General features: G+C 63.9%; 13 protein-coding genes. 7 read left to right on the plus strand and 6 right to left on the minus strand.

Annotated elements, in window-relative coordinates; genetic code table 11:
• Nucleotides 1-38: 38 nt before the first annotated feature.
• The 4 genes from NLM32_RS33595 (at nt 39) to NLM32_RS33610 (ending at nt 3,833) form a co-directional block, all read left to right on the plus strand.
• Nucleotides 39-983, plus strand: coding sequence for an ABC transporter substrate-binding protein (locus tag NLM32_RS33595; protein WP_254132994.1), 945 nt, complete (start codon nt 39-41; stop codon nt 981-983).
• A gap of 69 nt (nt 984-1,052) precedes the next feature.
• Nucleotides 1,053-1,826, plus strand: a complete 774-nt coding sequence (locus tag NLM32_RS33600) for an ABC transporter permease (protein ID WP_254132995.1) — start codon at nt 1,053-1,055, stop codon at nt 1,824-1,826.
• A complete protein-coding gene (locus NLM32_RS33605) occupies nt 1,823-2,608 on the plus strand; it encodes an ABC transporter ATP-binding protein (RefSeq protein ID WP_254132996.1) in 786 nt (261 codons plus the stop codon). Before NLM32_RS33600 ends, NLM32_RS33605 begins: the two co-directional genes overlap by 4 nt.
• A complete protein-coding gene (locus NLM32_RS33610; RefSeq protein ID WP_254132997.1) occupies nt 2,601-3,833 on the plus strand; it encodes a Zn-dependent hydrolase in 1,233 nt (410 codons plus the stop codon). Before NLM32_RS33605 ends, NLM32_RS33610 begins: the two co-directional genes overlap by 8 nt.
• Here the strand turns inward: NLM32_RS33610 and bamA are convergent.
• Nucleotides 3,830-6,346: an outer membrane protein assembly factor BamA gene (bamA, locus tag NLM32_RS33615; protein WP_254132998.1), complete on the minus strand. Its 2,517-nt coding sequence runs from the start codon at nt 6,344-6,346 to the stop codon at nt 3,830-3,832. The genes NLM32_RS33610 and bamA overlap by 4 nt on opposite strands.
• A gap of 240 nt (nt 6,347-6,586) precedes the next feature.
• Here bamA and NLM32_RS33620 point away from each other — a divergent pair, with 240 nt between their 5' ends.
• Nucleotides 6,587-6,955 (plus strand): hypothetical protein, encoded by a 369-nt coding sequence (locus tag NLM32_RS33620; protein ID WP_254132999.1) that lies wholly within the window; start codon nt 6,587-6,589, stop codon nt 6,953-6,955.
• A 34-nt stretch (nt 6,956-6,989) separates the two neighbouring features.
• Here the strand turns inward: NLM32_RS33620 and NLM32_RS33625 are convergent, their stop codons facing one another.
• The 5 genes from NLM32_RS33625 to NLM32_RS33645 form a co-directional block, all read right to left on the minus strand.
• Nucleotides 6,990-8,558, minus strand: a complete 1,569-nt coding sequence (locus NLM32_RS33625) for a GMC family oxidoreductase (protein ID WP_254133000.1) — start codon at nt 8,556-8,558, stop codon at nt 6,990-6,992.
• A 40-nt stretch (nt 8,559-8,598) separates the two neighbouring features.
• Nucleotides 8,599-9,456 carry a carbohydrate ABC transporter permease gene (locus NLM32_RS33630; RefSeq protein WP_254133001.1) on the minus strand — a complete coding sequence of 286 codons (858 nt, stop codon included), beginning with the start codon at nt 9,454-9,456 and terminating at the stop codon, nt 8,599-8,601.
• Entirely contained in the window at nt 9,453-10,340 is an 888-nt protein-coding gene (locus tag NLM32_RS33635; protein ID WP_254133002.1) for a carbohydrate ABC transporter permease, read from the minus strand. Before NLM32_RS33635 ends, NLM32_RS33630 begins: the two co-directional genes overlap by 4 nt.
• Nucleotides 10,341-10,405: 65 nt before the next feature.
• On the minus strand, nt 10,406-11,689 hold the full coding sequence (locus NLM32_RS33640; protein WP_254133003.1) for an extracellular solute-binding protein: 1,284 nt from the start codon (nt 11,687-11,689) through the stop codon (nt 10,406-10,408).
• Between the two features lie 105 nt (nt 11,690-11,794).
• The gene (locus NLM32_RS33645) at nt 11,795-12,829 is read right to left on the minus strand and encodes a substrate-binding domain-containing protein (RefSeq protein WP_254133004.1); all 1,035 of its coding nucleotides are present in this window, start codon (nt 12,827-12,829) and stop codon (nt 11,795-11,797) included.
• 137 nt (nt 12,830-12,966) lie between these two features.
• On the opposite strand from NLM32_RS33645, the gene NLM32_RS33650 reads away from it, so the two are divergent.
• Together NLM32_RS33650 and NLM32_RS33655 are read left to right on the plus strand one after the other, a co-directional pair.
• On the plus strand, nt 12,967-13,737 hold the full coding sequence (locus NLM32_RS33650) for a glucosamine-6-phosphate deaminase (RefSeq protein ID WP_254133005.1): 771 nt from the start codon (nt 12,967-12,969) through the stop codon (nt 13,735-13,737).
• On the plus strand, nt 13,734-14,882 hold the full coding sequence (locus NLM32_RS33655; RefSeq protein ID WP_254133006.1) for an N-acetylglucosamine-6-phosphate deacetylase: 1,149 nt from the start codon (nt 13,734-13,736) through the stop codon (nt 14,880-14,882). Before NLM32_RS33650 ends, NLM32_RS33655 begins: the two co-directional genes overlap by 4 nt.
• Nucleotides 14,883-14,890: the final 8 nt, after the last annotated feature.

The following is a 14,890-nucleotide window of genomic DNA, read 5'->3' on the forward strand; positions in this document are numbered from 1 at the left end:
ACAGGACGTCAAACCATCTGGGCAAGAGGACGACAATCATGCGTAGTTCGACAGTTTTTGCGACAATCATTGCTCTCACAGCCGCCACTCCCGTGCTCGCCGACGACGTCAAGGTCGGCGTCGGCATCTCCGGATGGACGGGCTTCGCGCCGCTGACGCTGGCGAAGGAAGCCGGCATCTTCAAGAAGAACGGCCTCGACGTCACCATCAAGAAGATCCCGCAGAAGGACCGCCATCTCGCGATCGCCTCCGGCGACGTGCAGTGCGCGGCGACCACGGTCGAGACCTGGATCTCCTGGAACGCCAACGGCGTCGCCACCAAGCAGATCTTCCAGCTCGACAAGAGCTTCGGCGCCGACGGCATGGCCGTGCGCAACGACGTCTCCTCGATCAAGGAGCTTAAGGGCAAGACCGTTGCCGCATCCGCGCCAGGCACCTCGCCCTATTTCGCGCTGGCCTGGATGCTGAAGAAGAACGGCCTCACGGTGAAGGACGTCACCGTCGTGAACCTCGAGCCGGCTGCGGCTGCGCAGGCCTTCGTCTCCGGCCAGAACGACGCTGCGATGACCTACGAGCCGTATTTGTCGACCGTGCGTGCTGCTCCGGACAAGGGCAAGATCATCGCCACCACGCTGGACTACCCGATCGTGATGGACACGTTCGGCTGCACGCCGAAATTCCTCAGCGAAAACCCGAAGGCGGCGCAGGCACTGGCCGACAGCTATTTCGAATCGCTCGACATGATCGCCAAGGACCAGGCCAAGGCCTATGAGATCATGGGCGCCGACGTGAAGCAGACCGGCGAAGCGTTCGGCAACTCGGCCAAATATCTGCGCTGGCAGGACAAGGCCGCGAACCAGAAGTTCTTCGCGGGCGACTTCCTCGCCTTCAACAAGGATGCCGCCGACCTCCTGCTCGAGATCGGCATCATCAAGTCCGCGCCGAAGGTCGAGGACCTCTACGACGCAAGCTTCATCAAGTAAGCCCCGACACAGCGCTGGTCCTGCCCCACGGCGGACCAGCGCAAGATCGACCATTCGGATAGACCATCGATGCGTCCCCTGGATTCCGTGACATCGAGGCAGCGCGTGGCCTATGGCCTCGCGTTCTTCGTGCTGTTCGTCGCCCTCTGGTCCTGGGCGACCTTTGGCGGCCATGTGTCAAAAACCTTCCTCGCCAATCCGCTGACCATGCTGCAGGAGGGCTATGACCTTCTGGCCAAGCAGGGATTTCTGTTCGACATCGGCATGACGATCTGGCGCGTCGTCGGCGGCTTTGCCCTGGCCGCGATCATCGCGGTACCGCTTGGCGTATTGATGGGCGCCTACAAGCCGATCGAAGCCTTCCTCGAACCGTTCGTCTCCTTTGCGCGCTATCTGCCAGCCTCGGCCTTCATTCCGCTCTTGATCCTGTGGGCCGGCATCGGCGAATTGCAGAAACTGCTGGTCATCTTCATCGGCTCGGTATTCCAGGTCATCCTGATGGTCGCCGTGACAGTTGGCGCGACGCGGCGCGATCTGGTGGAGGCCGCCTATACGCTCGGCGCCAGTGACCGCGGCATCATCCGCCGCGTGCTGCTGCCCTCCTCCGCACCCGAGATTGCGGAGATCCTGCGGCTGGTGCTGGGCTGGGCCTGGACTTACGTCATCGTCGCCGAGCTGATCGGCTCGTCCTCCGGCATCGGCCACATGATCACCGACAGCCAGGCGCTGCTCAATACCGGTCAGATCATCTTCGGCATCATCGTCATCGGGCTGATCGGCCTCCTCTCGGACTTCATGTTCAAGGCATTCAACGCCTGGCTGTTTCCGTGGAGGCTCGCATGACGACCCTCAAGATCGAACAGGTCTCGCGGACTTTCCCCGCGCGCCACGGCAACGCTCCCACGAGAGCGCTGGAGCCGACCGACCTCTCCATCGGCAACAACGACTTCGTCACGATCCTTGGGCCCTCCGGCTGCGGCAAGTCCACCCTGCTTCGCATCGTCGCCGGCCTCGATCGCCCGACCGGCGGGCGTGTCACGCTTGACGGGCGCGAGGTCGCCGGCCCCGGCGCCGATCGCGGCATGGTGTTCCAGTCCTACACGCTGTTTCCCTGGCTCACCGTGCGAGAGAACATCGCCTTCGGCCTGCGCGAGCGCGGCGTTTCCGAGGCGGAGCGCACCAAGATCGCCGACGCCTTCATCCGCCAGGTCGGCCTGTCCGGCTTCGAGAATCACTGGCCAAAACAGCTCTCCGGCGGCATGCAGCAGCGCACCGCGATTGCGCGCGCGCTCGCCAATGATCCAAAGATCCTGTTGCTCGACGAACCTTTCGGCGCACTGGACAACCAGACCCGCGCCCTGATGCAGGAAATGCTGCTGGGCATCTGGGAGCGCGACCAGAAGACGGTGCTGTTCGTGACCCACGACATCGAGGAGGCGATCTTCCTCGGCAGCCGCGTCATCGTCATGAGCGCGCGTCCCGGCCGGATCAAGGCCGAGATCAATGTGGACCTGCCGCATCCACGCTCCTACAAGATCAAGACCACGCCGGAATTCGTCCAGCTGAAGGAACGGCTGGTCGAGGAGATCCGCACCGAGGCTCTGAAGGTTGCCGAACATGCCTGACACTCACCCCCGCGCCAATGGCGAGCGCGTCCTCGCCGATCTCAATGCGCTGCGTGCCCTCGGCGCCTACAAGACCGGCGTGCACAAGCCAACATTCTCGGCGCCGCACAAGCAATCGCTGGACTGGCTGGTGCGGAAGCTGCCCGAGGCTGGCCTCACCGGCGCGATCGACGGCATCGGCAACATCGTCGGCACCAGCACGAAGTCGGGTCCAAAACTGCTCGCTGGCTCGCATCTGGAAAGCCAGAACTACGCCGGCTGGCTCGATGGCCCGCTCGGCGTCGTCTATGCGCTCGAGGCCGCGCGCGTGCTCAATACCGATCCCTCCGTGAGCGGCTCGGTCGAGGTGGCCGCGTGGGTTGACGAGGAAGGCCATTTCGGCAGCTTCCTCGGCTCGCGCTCCTATGTCGGGCAGGTGACCGAGGCCGAGATCGACGCCGCGCGCGATCGCACCAATGGACGCACCATGCGAGATGCGCTCGGCGACATGGGGCTCACTGGACGACCGCGCGTCACGGCCGAGCCCGGACGGCATGTCGGCTATCTCGAGGCGCATATCGAGCAGGGCGACACGCTCGAGAGCGGCAAGCTCGCGATCGGCGTGGTGACCTCCATCGTCGGCATCTGGCAGTACCGCATCAATTTCACCGGCGAGCAGAACCACGCCGGCACCACGCGCATGGCCGTGCGCAAGGACGCCGGCCTCGCGTTGGCCAGATTTTGCGTGGCGATCGACGAGCGTTTCCCGGCTGCGTGCGGCCCCCGCACGGTCTGGACCACCGGCCGCATCACGCTCGATCCGGGCGCGCCGAGCATCATTCCGGGCGGCGCGGAGATGTTGTTCCAGATCCGCGACGACAATCCTGCCGTGATCGCGCGGCTGGAAGAGCTGTTGCGAACCATGGCGGACGAGGCCAACGCCAAAGGCCCGTGTAACGCGACCGTGGAGCGGATCCGCGTGGGCGCGCCCGCCATGATGGATACAGGCTTCCAGGACGCGATAGACGCCGCAAGCAAGGCCCTGGCCGGCGGACGATCGCTGCGCATGCCGAGCGGCGCCGGTCACGATGCACAGATGCTCGCGACGATCATGCCCGCCGGCATGCTGTTCGTGCCCTCGATCGGCGGCATCAGCCATCACTGGACCGAAAACACCGCCGATGCCGACATCGTCACCGGCGCGCAAGTCTTCGTCGACGCCTGCCGGCGAATTCTGGCAGGCTAGAACGACGTACCGCCACCGAACCTGAACTGCTGGACGATGTCGTATTTGCCCTTCGTCAGCGGCACCGCGTAGTCGAAGCGCAGCGGGCCGAACGGCGAGGCCCAGATCAGGCCGACGCCGACCGACGAGCGCACCACGCTGCTGTCGTCATATTGCAGCCCGCAGGTCGGACAGGCCTTGGTGTTGACTTCACCCGTCGCCGCCCATGACGTCGGCCCCTGATAACCCCAGAGCGAGCCGGCATCAGCGTAGACCGCGCCCTTCAGGCCGACTTCCTTGGGCAGGAACCAGAACGGCATCTGCATTTCCATGGACGCGCCCCAATACTTCGTACCGCCGAGCGCATCGCCGGTGGCGCCGAAGCTTGCATAGGTGATGTCACGCGGGCCGATACCGTTGGGCGCGAAGCCGCGCACGAGGTTCGCGCCCATCTGGAAGTGATCCAGCATGCGCAGATCGTTGTTGCCGATCTTGTTGAGAACACCGCCCTGGAGATGGATCACACTGATAATCTCGGACACCAGCGGCGTGTAGTATTTGGTGTCCAGCGCGGTCTTCAGATAAGTGACGTCGCCGCCCACCCCGGCAAAATCCTGCTTGAAGTCGACGAGCAGGCCGTCGTTGGGGTTCTTGGTGTTGTCGAGCGTGTTGTAGGTCAGCGTGTAACCCACGGCCGACGTCAAGGTCGGGCCGTTCGCCAATTCCTTGCGGATCGGCAGGCTCGATTCGCCGTCAGCGTAGCAGCCGTAGCCGTAGTATCCCGAGCTCGTCGAGTTGGTGGGATCCACTCCGCCCAACACGCTCTGGATATAGGCCGGCGTCGGATTGAAGGCCAGCGACGTGTTGGCTGCGTTGTTGTTGCAATTGTTGTAGGCGGTGGGGAGCGTGATGGTCTGCTGATAGAGCGAGTAGCGGAGCTGGAGCGACAGGTCCTCGCGCAGCGCGAAGCCCAGGCGCGGCGAGAAGCCGAGCGTCGTCACCGAATAGCTGGTATAGCTGTTCGACAAATTCTCGCGCCAGTAGGTGTCAAGTCCGAGTGCGATCCGGTAGTCGAGCAAATAGGGCTCGACAAAGGACAGCGACACGCCGCGGGCGTACTGGCCGTAGGTCACCGACGCCTTGGCATAGAGGCCCTTGCCGAACAGGTTGCGCTCGGAGACCGAGACCTCGGCGAGCGCGCCGTCGGTCGTGGAGTAACCGCCAGAGACCGAGAAATCGCCGGTCGACTTCTCCTCCATGTCAACGATCAGGATCACGCGGTCGCTGGACGAGCCGGGCTCCGTGGTGATCTTGACGGTCTTGAAATAGTCGAGGTTCTTCAACCGGCGCTCGGCGCGGTCGACCAGGGCGCGGTTGTAGGCGTCACCCTCGGAGATGTCGAACTCGCGGCGGATCACGTAGTCGCGCGTGCGGGTATTGCCCCGCAGGCTGATGCGCTCGATATAGGTGCGCGGGCCTTCGTCGACATTGAACACCACCGAGACGGTGTGTGATTCGAAATTGCGATCGCCGCTCGGTCGCACCACGGCGAACGCGTAGCCGCGGCGCGAGGCCTCGATCTGCATCTCCTCGGTAGACTTCTCGACCAGCTCGACATTGTAGAGCGAACCGACATTGACGCGCGACATGCCGCGCAGCGTACTCGCGTCGAAATTGGCGATGCTGGAGCGGAACTCGACCGCGCCGACACGGTACTGCTGACCTTCCTCGATCTTGAAAGTGACGAGGAAGCCCTTCTTGTCCGGATCATATTCGGTCAGCGCCGCCACGACCTGCGCGTCGGCGAAGCCGTTCTTGAGATAGAATCGGCGGATCAGGTCACGGTCGGCCTCGACACGATCGGGATCGTAGATGTCACCGCTTGAGAGGAAGCTCAGCAGATTGGTCTCATGGGTCTTGATCACGTCGCGCAGGCGCGCGGCCGAGTAAGCGCTGTTGCCGATGAACTCGATCGATTTGACGCCGGTCTTGGCGCCCTCCTCAACCGTAAAGACGAGATCGACGCGATTGTTCGGCTGCTCGATGATTTCAGGCGTGACGCGCACGTCGTAGCGGCCCGAGCGGCGATAGATCTCGGCGATCCGCAGCGTGTCGGATTGCACCATCGCGCGCGAGAAGGTCCCGCGCGGCTTGGACTGGACCTCCGCCGTGAGCTGCTCGTCCTTGATCTTCTTGTTGCCCTCGAAGGCAACGCGACCGATCACGGCGTTTTCCACCACCGACACGACGATATGGCCGCCCGCCCGGTTGACTTTCACATCCTGAAACAGACCGGTCTCGATCAATGCCTTGAGACCGTCGTCGAGAGCCGCCTGGTCGAACTGCCCGTTGGGGCTGGCCTTGAAGTAGGAGCGAACCGTCTCGGCCTCGACGCGGCGATTACCTTCGACCACGATCGTATCATTGACTTGCGCCGCCGCGACCGGCTGCGGCAACAGCACCGAGGTCAGTGAAGTTGCAATCGACACGCCACCCACGACCGCCGCGACAAGCCAGGCCCGCAAAAACGACATTCCACACCTCAAGAGCACCTGACTTGCTCTGAAACGGGAAAGCTGTGGCCACGGTGTGGCTTTCAGATTGCTGTACTGTTTCTGCGGATTGAGTTTGATTGATCCGCCGAAGCACATAGCGCCATACGCGCGGCGTTTGCGCAAATCGCCAGAAATATCAGGCAAAACAAGGCTTGTTTACACGCCGCTGGAGCGATGCGAGAGCCGCTGACATCAGCCAACGCGCATGGGATGTCCGCAATGAAGCCGATCGTCACGACCAGTCTCGCGCTGGTCGCCATCCTCGCCTCGACCGTGGCCATCAACGCCGACACGGTCGGCAGGCGCGACCGCCTGCAGCCGTCGAAAGAGGCCGTCTATGAGTACGGTCCGCACGGCCCTGATCGGACCTATCAATCCGGCTCCCGCACGCGCATCTATGTCAGCAAGCGCTCCTGGCTGGATGGCGGGACCGAGGTTCTCCCCGGCGACCGCAAGTTCAGCGACTACGCCCATCCACCCGGCACGTCATTCGCCAATCAGAACAACAACCGCCCGCTCGACCGGCAGCCGCTCAGCTCGGCTTCGGACCTCGGCGGATTTGCGCAGAGGATCCCGCTGGCCTGGTAACGGGCTTGGGGCCATCTCGCATACCCGTCACGTCTTATGTCGCGCCCTTCAACCGATCGGCCATGCGCTCGGCGATGGCGACCGTGGTCAAGTGAGTGTTGGCGCGCGGCACTTCCGGCATGATCGAGGCATCGATCACGCGCAATCCCGTGCATCCGATCACCCGGCATTCGGGATCGACGACCGAACGCGCGTCGCTCGGTGCGCCCATTCTGCAGGTGCCGCTGGCGTGCTGCGCGTCGCTGCACTCGGCGAACAACCAGTCGTCGAGCTCCGCGTCGCCCAGCGGCTCGTCCATGGAACGTCCACTGGCGCCATAGTCGACGCGGCTGGCGATCTCGGTCACCGCAGGCTGCAGGCAGATATCACGCAGGCGGCGAACCCCGTCGCGCATCCGCGCGAGATCGCTGGGGTCGGACAGCATGCGCTCCTCGACTTCAGGATCGACCTCGGGATCGGCCGAGACGATGCGGACGTGCCCCTGGCTGAACGCCTGATAGACGGAGACGGCGATGCGCCCCAGCGTGACTTCCACCATCGATTGCGACGAGCGCGCAAGATTACCGGCAATCATGATCATGTCGTTGTCGCCGGCGCCCGCGAGACCGGACGAGTAGCGCAGGCAGCAATTGGTGTGCCGGTGCATCAGCGTGCTGACCTGACTGCCTTCGCGCAGATGCAGCAATGCGTTGACGATCGGATGGTCCAGCAAATTCTCGCCCGCCGGCAAGTCGGCACGGACCGGGATGCCGAGCCTCTCCAGCACGGCGGCGGGCCCGATGCCGGAGCGCTGCAAAATGGCCGGCGAATGGATGGCACCCGCGCAGAGGATGACGTCACGCGTCGCGCGGGGTGTGTAGGATCGGCCGTTCACGCGGACCATGACGCCGTTGGCGTGCAGCCGGTTACCCTCGAAGGTGATGGTGTCGACCAGCGCGCGACCGACGATGTCGAGATTGGCGCGGTCGCGCGCAGGCTCCAGATAGCCGTCATTGGTGGAGATCCGTAGGCCGCCCTCGCTGTTGATGGCGTAGGGCGAGACGCCGGTGCCCACGGGCGCGTTGTGATCCTCGCACCAGCCATAGCCGAGGCCGAGCGCCGAGGCGCGCAGCGCGCGGTCGACATTGCCCCAATCCGGGATCGGCGCGCGGTACACCGGGATCGGACCGCGATCGCCGTGATAGGGCGCGTCGGGGAAATTCTTGTCCGTTTCGAGCTTGCAGAAATAGGGCAGAAGCTCGTCCCACGACCAGCCGGTGCAGCCCGCGGCCGCCCAGCGGTCGATGTCGTCAGGAACGGCGCGGATTGCGATCTGGCCATTGATTGTCGAGCTGCCGCCCATGGCGCGGCCACGCCAGAGCAGCAGCGGCTGCTGCCGCTCGGTGCGGCGCGCCAGCAGCTTCGGCCAACGGAAGTCGTCGTCACCGATGGCGCGCATGGGGTTCGGGATGCGAATGTGGTCCGGCGTGGTGGCGGTGCGAAGATCCTGCCCCGCCTCGAGCAGCAGCACACGATGCGACGGATCTTCGCTGAGGCGCGCGGCCAACGTCGCTCCGGCGGAACCTCCGCCGATGATGATCGTATCGTATTCCTGTTCAATCACGTCCTGTGCGCTCCTTCGACAGCCCCATGGGACGCGACGATCATTCCTTCAAACCGGTCCCGGCCACACCACGCACGAAATTTCGTCGCATCAGCGAGAAGAACAGCGCGCTGGGAACAAGGGCGACCGCAGCAGCCGCGCTGAGATGGCCGATATCCACGGTGAAGCCGGTCTGGAACAGGGCCAGCCCGACTTCGAGCGTATACGTATCCTTGTTGGTGGTCACGACGAGCGGCCATGCGAACGCGGTCCAGGCCTGGAAGAATGCCAGCACCCCAAGCGCCCCCAGCGGCCCCCGCATCAGCGGGAGCACGATCCGCAGAAAGATCCACCCCTCGCCTGCCCCATCCACCCGCGCGGCTTCCAGCAGCTCGTCGGGGATCGACGTCGTCACATATTGCCGCACCAGGAAGATGCCGAAACTCATGACGAGATAGCCGACCAGGAGGCCGGGCAGCGTGTTCAACATACCCGCGGCCTGAACATTCAGATAGAGCGGGATCATGTAGACTTCGAAGGGCACGACTGACGTCGCGATGATGACGCCGAAGACGGCCGGAAACCAGGGAAGATCGAACTTGCCGAGCACGTAGCCGGCGATGGCGGAGGTGGCGACGATGCTGGTCGTCGAAATCCCTGCAAAGATCAGTGTATTGCCGATCCAACGCAGCAGCGGCGTTTCGTGCAGCACGCCGAGAATGTTCTCCAGTGTCGGCTGGTTTGGAATGATGGTGGGCGGCCAGGCCAGCAATTCTGGCGGCGTCTTGAACGCGTTGCTGATCAGGAAGACCAGCGGCAGCAGCATCATCAGGCCGACAACGGATAGGACAACGTCGATCGCGAGGCCGGCTGGCGTGTTGCGATCGATATCGCTGGACGGATGGTCTGGATCGCTCACGCCCGGCTCCGATCCCGAAACAACCTGAACTGCGCGCCCGTGAGAATGAGCACGATCACGAGAAGGACGACGGCCTCGGCGGCGGCATAGCCGACCCGGTAATTTCGAAAGCTGTTTTCGAGCATGTCGAGGACGAGCACGCGAACCAGATGCCCCGGCGCACCCTGGACGTCCGAGGCCAGGACGAAGGCCTGTGCATAAATGTTGTACGACGAGATCAGCGTGATCACCGACACGTACAGCATCACCGGCTTCAGCAGCGGGATTGCGACGTACCGAAACGCCTGGAACGCGGATGCGCCGTCGAGGCGCGCCGCCTCGTAGAGCGCCTCCGGAACGTTTTTCAACCCGACGAGAAAGATCAGCACGGCATAACCGATCGCCTGCCAGGAGCACAGAACGATCAGGCAGACCACCGACAGGACGGGGTCGAACAGCCAGGACTGCGCCGGGATTCCGAACCATCCGATCAACGCGTTGAGCGGCCCGAGCCGCGCATCAAAAATCCATTTCCAGGCCATGGCCGCCGGCACCAGCGAGACGACGTGCGGCAGGAAGATCGAGGTCTCGTAGAAGCCGCTGCGCCGGAGCCCCTGCCGGCTGTTGATCAGCGCAGCGAGCGCGAGCCCCACGGGAATCGTGATCACCAGCACGCCGAAGGCAACGACGGTGGTATTGAAGATCGCTTCGAGAAACAGCGGATCACTCGTCAGCTCGACGAAGTTGTCGAGCCCGACGAACGGCTTGCGCCGCGAGATGATGTTCCACTTGAACAGGCTGAGACGCAATGTCTCGGCGATCGGGTAAACGCGCAGGCAAGCATAGAGGCCGAGAACCGGGAGCAGCGCCAGAACCGGAAACAGCCATTTCGGCTTGAAACGCATGGAGTCTCCCGGAGCGGCCGCCGGCTAGCGCTGCAAATGTGTCGACGCGACCATCGATTGCGAGCTCACTTGGCCAGCAGATCTTCCCGGGCGAGGATCTTGTCACTCTCCTCAGCGGCAGATTTCAGGAAAGCGTCGATGGCGGCATCGTTTCCTGCCAGCGATTTGTCGGTAAAGGCCTTCTCGAGCCGGGCCGCGAGCCGGGTGAGAATTTCACTCGCGGGACTGATCGCGGGCACCGTGAAGAAGACGTGGTCGGCGGGGGTGTTCACGAACGCGCCGAGCTGGGGGATCTTGCTGATAACCGCAGAGTAGTCGAGCCCCTTGCGATTGGGCACCCACGCCGTGTTCTCGACCAGCCACAGCAAATTCTCCGGCTCGTTCGCCTTCTGAACGAAGTCCCAGGCGATCTGGCTCTTCGGCCCCTTGTTGGGGACGTAGAGATCCACCGGGACCATCAGCGTGCCCTTCGGCAATGGCGCCGTCGCGTATTTGAGGTTGGGCGCCTTCTTGGCAACGTCGCCGATCACCCAGGATTCCCGGATGAACATCGCGGTCTGGCCGAGCTCGAAGGCTTCGGCGTCCGCCTTCATCTCGGGCAACACCGTCCGATAGGTCACGACGTTGTCGAGGTACAGCTTGAGCGCGTTGCGGCCGGCTTCGTTGGCATAGGCGGCGCGCCACTTGCCGCCCTTCTCCTCCAACAGCGTGCCGCCGTGATTATAGAGGATGGTCCAATATTTCTCCGCGATGCCGGAGCCACCACCGCTGAGACGCAGGCTCCAGCCGCTGACGGTCGGCGTGCCGGATGCGTCACGTTGGACGAGCTTCTGCGCATAGGCCGTGTATTCCGCCATCGTCTTGGGAGGCGAATTGAGACCGGCCTTGGCAAACATGTCGGTGTTGTAGAACAGCGCGCCCTGCCCCTGGAACAGCGGCACGCCGTAAATCTTGCCGTCATACGTGGCGGTCTTCACCCGCGTCATGTCGTAATTGGCTTTGACGAAATCCACGATCGCGGCCGGCGGCTCCGGGATGAGGCCCGCCTCCAGATATCGCGCAGCCTCGACCTCCATCTCGATGACGTCTCCGGCGGAGCCGGATGGAAGCGAGAGCGCCAGCCGCTTCTCATGCTCACGCAAGGCGATGGCCTCGACGCTGATGTCGAGATCGGGATACTTCGCCTTCAGCTGGTCTCCGACGCGCTTGTAGAACGGGGCGAGGTCGGGCCAGCCGCTCCAGATGGTCAGCTTCTCCGCCGACGCAGGCAAAGCCAGCATCGGGAGGGCGGCAGCCACCGCCAGCAACCGGGCCGCCGACAGCCAGAAGGATTTCGCAATGAAGGCCATGTCCCCGCTCCCAGAACTCTAAAAATTCCGATCAAAGGCTGTCATGCAACCGGTTGCGTGTCAATTGCGATCCGTTGCCGCTTTCCAAGGCTGTTGACCAAATCGTCAGCGGGTTTTTCGTTTCGCAGGCGCCGGACCGGTGCTCGCGCGAACGACGAGGTGAGAGTTCAGCTTGTGGCGGATCTCGCCCGATGCGCCACCATTCATCTGGCTGAGCAGGAGGCCAACCGCGACATCGCCGGCATCGGCGCAACGCGCCGACACCGTGGTGAGTTGCGGGTAGGTGGTTTCGCCGAGAACATCATCGCAGCCGACCACGCTGAAGGATGTGGGCACGTCGACATCGAGGGCCGCAAGCCCGGCCAGCAGCCCCTGGGCTACGAGGTCGTCAAACGCGATGGCCGCGGTGACGCCGCTGGCGACGATCGGGGCAGCGGCCAATCGGCCAGTGTCGTAGGATGGCGGGCGAGCCGGAATGGCGATCACCTTGAGCCCGCGCTTCGCCGCCTCTTTTCGGACCGCATTGCGCCGCTGCTGATTGGACCATGACGTCGTGGGGCCGCTGACATAGGCGATGTGCCGGTGCCCAAGCTCGGCAAGATGCGCGATCGCAGCCGCAACACCAGGCGCGGTATCGATCAGGACCCGCGTGATTCCGTCGATGTCGCGATTGATGAGGACCAGCGGCCGGCGCGCGGCATAGATGCGGATTTGCGTCTCGTCCAGACGGGAGGAGGCGAGCACAAGCCCCTCCACCTGGCCGATGAACCGCCCGAGCAGCAATTCCTCGCGCGCGGGATCCTCGTCCGAATTGCCCAGAAAGACGCAAAGTCCCGCCCTGTCGGCATGAAGCTGCGCGGCTCTGATCAGCGGCGGAAAGAACGGGTTCGCAACGTCTGAGACGATGAGTGCGACGTTGCCGTGTCGCCCGGTCGACAATGCGCGCGCGACCTGGTTGGGCACATATCCCAGTTTGTCGGCGACCGCCTTGACGCGCCGGACGGTCTCCTCGCTCAGCATTCCGGGGCGCGTGAAGGCGCGCGAGACGGTCGCGCGTGAGACCCCGGAGATCTTTGCGACCTGACTGATGGTCGGCGCAATCTCTGAGCGCCGCTCGCTGCCGTCGGAATCGCGTTTCACCGGTGGCGCCTCCTGTGCGGGATCTCGACATTACACATGCCTTGATCGCCGCCGGGGCGCAAGCTTGACATGCAACCGATTGCATAACATTCTTGCCCTTGTAGGTTGATCTGCGGCCGGACAAGACACGAGTAGATATGATGGCTTCGGTCGCGCCAGGGATCGCGATATCAGAGACGCGGGATGCGATGGGCCGGGCTGCGGCCCTGGACATCGCTGCTGCGCTGCGCGATCGCCTCGCGCGGCAAGATCGCGTGCGGATGGTGTTCGCCGCCGCGCCGAGCCAGGCGGAGATGCTGGACGCGCTGGCCGCAGAGCGCGATATCGATTGGCGACGCGTGATTGCCTTTCACATGGACGAATATCTCGGGCTTCCGGCGCACGCACCCGAGCGCTTCGGCGTGTGGCTCACCCGCCATTTCTTCTCGCACGTCCCTCTGGGCGCCATCCATTTGATCGGACAAGAACCGGATCCGGACCGCGAAGCGGCGCGTTATGCGGCCCTTCTCAGCGATGCCCCGATCGACATCGTGTGCCTCGGCATCGGCGTCAATGGGCATCTGGCGTTCAACGATCCGCCCGTCGCGGATCTGCACGACACCAAGCAGGTCAAGATCGTCGAGCTCGACGCGATCTGCCGTCAGCAGCAGGTCGACGACAAGTGTTTTGCAACACTCGGCGACGTGCCGACGCACGCGATCACCCTGACGGTTCCCCGGTTGCTGGACGCGGATCAGCTTTTCTGCGTGGTGCCCGGCGCGGCGAAGCGAGCAGCCGTCGAGCAATCCCTGTACGGCCCGATCGGCGCGGCCTGTCCGGCGAGCGCATTGCGTACGCATCCGCGATGCATGCTGTATCTCGATCGGGACTCCGTACCGCCACGGCTGCAAGCCACGGCACGCGCATGAGCGATCGGGCGACACAAATCTCGGGCCGCGATCCGGAGACTGGTCAGCCTCATACGATCACCATTTCCGACGGCTGCATCTCCGACATCGCGCCCGGCGGTGCTGATGACGAGCACTGGTTGTCGCTCGGACTGTTCGATCTGCAATTGAACGGTTTTGGCGGCCATGACCTCAATGGCGGCACCGATCCACAGACGGTCCGCGATCTCGCCCTCGCCGTCCATCGCAGCGGCGTATCGCGTTTTGCGCCAACGCTGATCACGGCATCACGTGCTGCACTCATCGATGCGTTGAAGGCGATCGCAGAGGCGCGCGACAGCGACCCGCTGATCTGGCACGCCATCCCCTTCGTCCATGTCGAAGGGCCCCATATTGCGCCCGAGGACGGTCCTCGCGGCGCGCACCCGGCCGAACACGTCAGACCACCGGATCTCGATGAGTTCGACGCCTGGCAAGCGGCCTGCGGCAACCTCGTCGGCCTGGTGACCTTGTCACCGCACTGGCCGAAGACGGCCGACTATGTGCGAGGGCTTCGCGCTCGCGGAGCCCATGTTGCGCTCGGCCATACCAACGCCACGACGGATCAGATCTCCGCAGCGGTCGAGGCCGGCGCCATATTGTCGACGCACCTCGGCAATGGCATCGCGGCCCAGCTACCGCGGCATCCCAACCCGATCTGGACGCAGCTCGCGGAAGATCGGCTCTGGGCAAGCTTCATCGCCGATGGCCACCACCTTCCGCCCGAGACTTTCAAAGCCATGCTGCGCGCAAAGGGCCTCGGGCGATCCATGCTTGTTTCGGACGCCGTCGCGCTCGCCGGCTGTCCACCCGCGATCTACGACATGCCTGTGGGCGGGCGCGTCGAACTGAAGGCGAATGGCCGGCTGGAAGTCGTCGGCACGCCGTTTCTGGCGGGCGCGGCGGCCAGCCTGCCGTTCGGGATCGCGACGGCGAAACGCATGACCGGATTGACACTCGCCGAGGCATTGAGGCTGGCAACGATCAATCCCCGCGCGCCATTCCAGCTTCCGGCTCTCGCAGTCGGCTCGCCCGCCGATCTGCTTCGATTTCGTCTCGGCGATGATGGCTCCATCATTCCCGAGACCACCTATGTTGCCGGTCAGCCCTTTCCGGCCAAGCCTTGAGGAATTGA

The organism is Bradyrhizobium sp. CCGUVB14, from assembly GCF_024199935.1.
GTDB lineage: Bacteria > Pseudomonadota > Alphaproteobacteria > Rhizobiales > Xanthobacteraceae > Bradyrhizobium.

Bases quoted from the DNA above. Each gene is read 5' to 3' on its own strand.
- NLM32_RS33635 (WP_254133002.1), bottom strand. From the start codon at position 10,340: ATGCGTTTCAAGCCGAAATGGCTGTTTCCGGTTCTGGCGCTGCTCCCG.
- NLM32_RS33595 (WP_254132994.1), top strand. From the start codon at position 39: ATGCGTAGTTCGACAGTTTTTGCGACAATCATTGCTCTCACAGCCGCC.
- NLM32_RS33600 (WP_254132995.1), top strand. From the start codon at position 1,053: ATGCGTCCCCTGGATTCCGTGACATCGAGGCAGCGCGTGGCCTATGGC.
- NLM32_RS33610 (WP_254132997.1), top strand. From the start codon at position 2,601: ATGCCTGACACTCACCCCCGCGCCAATGGCGAGCGCGTCCTCGCCGAT.
- NLM32_RS33605 (WP_254132996.1), top strand. From the start codon at position 1,823: ATGACGACCCTCAAGATCGAACAGGTCTCGCGGACTTTCCCCGCGCGC.
- bamA (WP_254132998.1), bottom strand. From the start codon at position 6,346: ATGTCGTTTTTGCGGGCCTGGCTTGTCGCGGCGGTCGTGGGTGGCGTG.
- NLM32_RS33655 (WP_254133006.1), top strand. From the start codon at position 13,734: ATGAGCGATCGGGCGACACAAATCTCGGGCCGCGATCCGGAGACTGGT.
- NLM32_RS33640 (WP_254133003.1), bottom strand. From the start codon at position 11,689: ATGGCCTTCATTGCGAAATCCTTCTGGCTGTCGGCGGCCCGGTTGCTG.
- NLM32_RS33650 (WP_254133005.1), top strand. From the start codon at position 12,967: ATGATGGCTTCGGTCGCGCCAGGGATCGCGATATCAGAGACGCGGGAT.
- NLM32_RS33620 (WP_254132999.1), top strand. From the start codon at position 6,587: ATGAAGCCGATCGTCACGACCAGTCTCGCGCTGGTCGCCATCCTCGCC.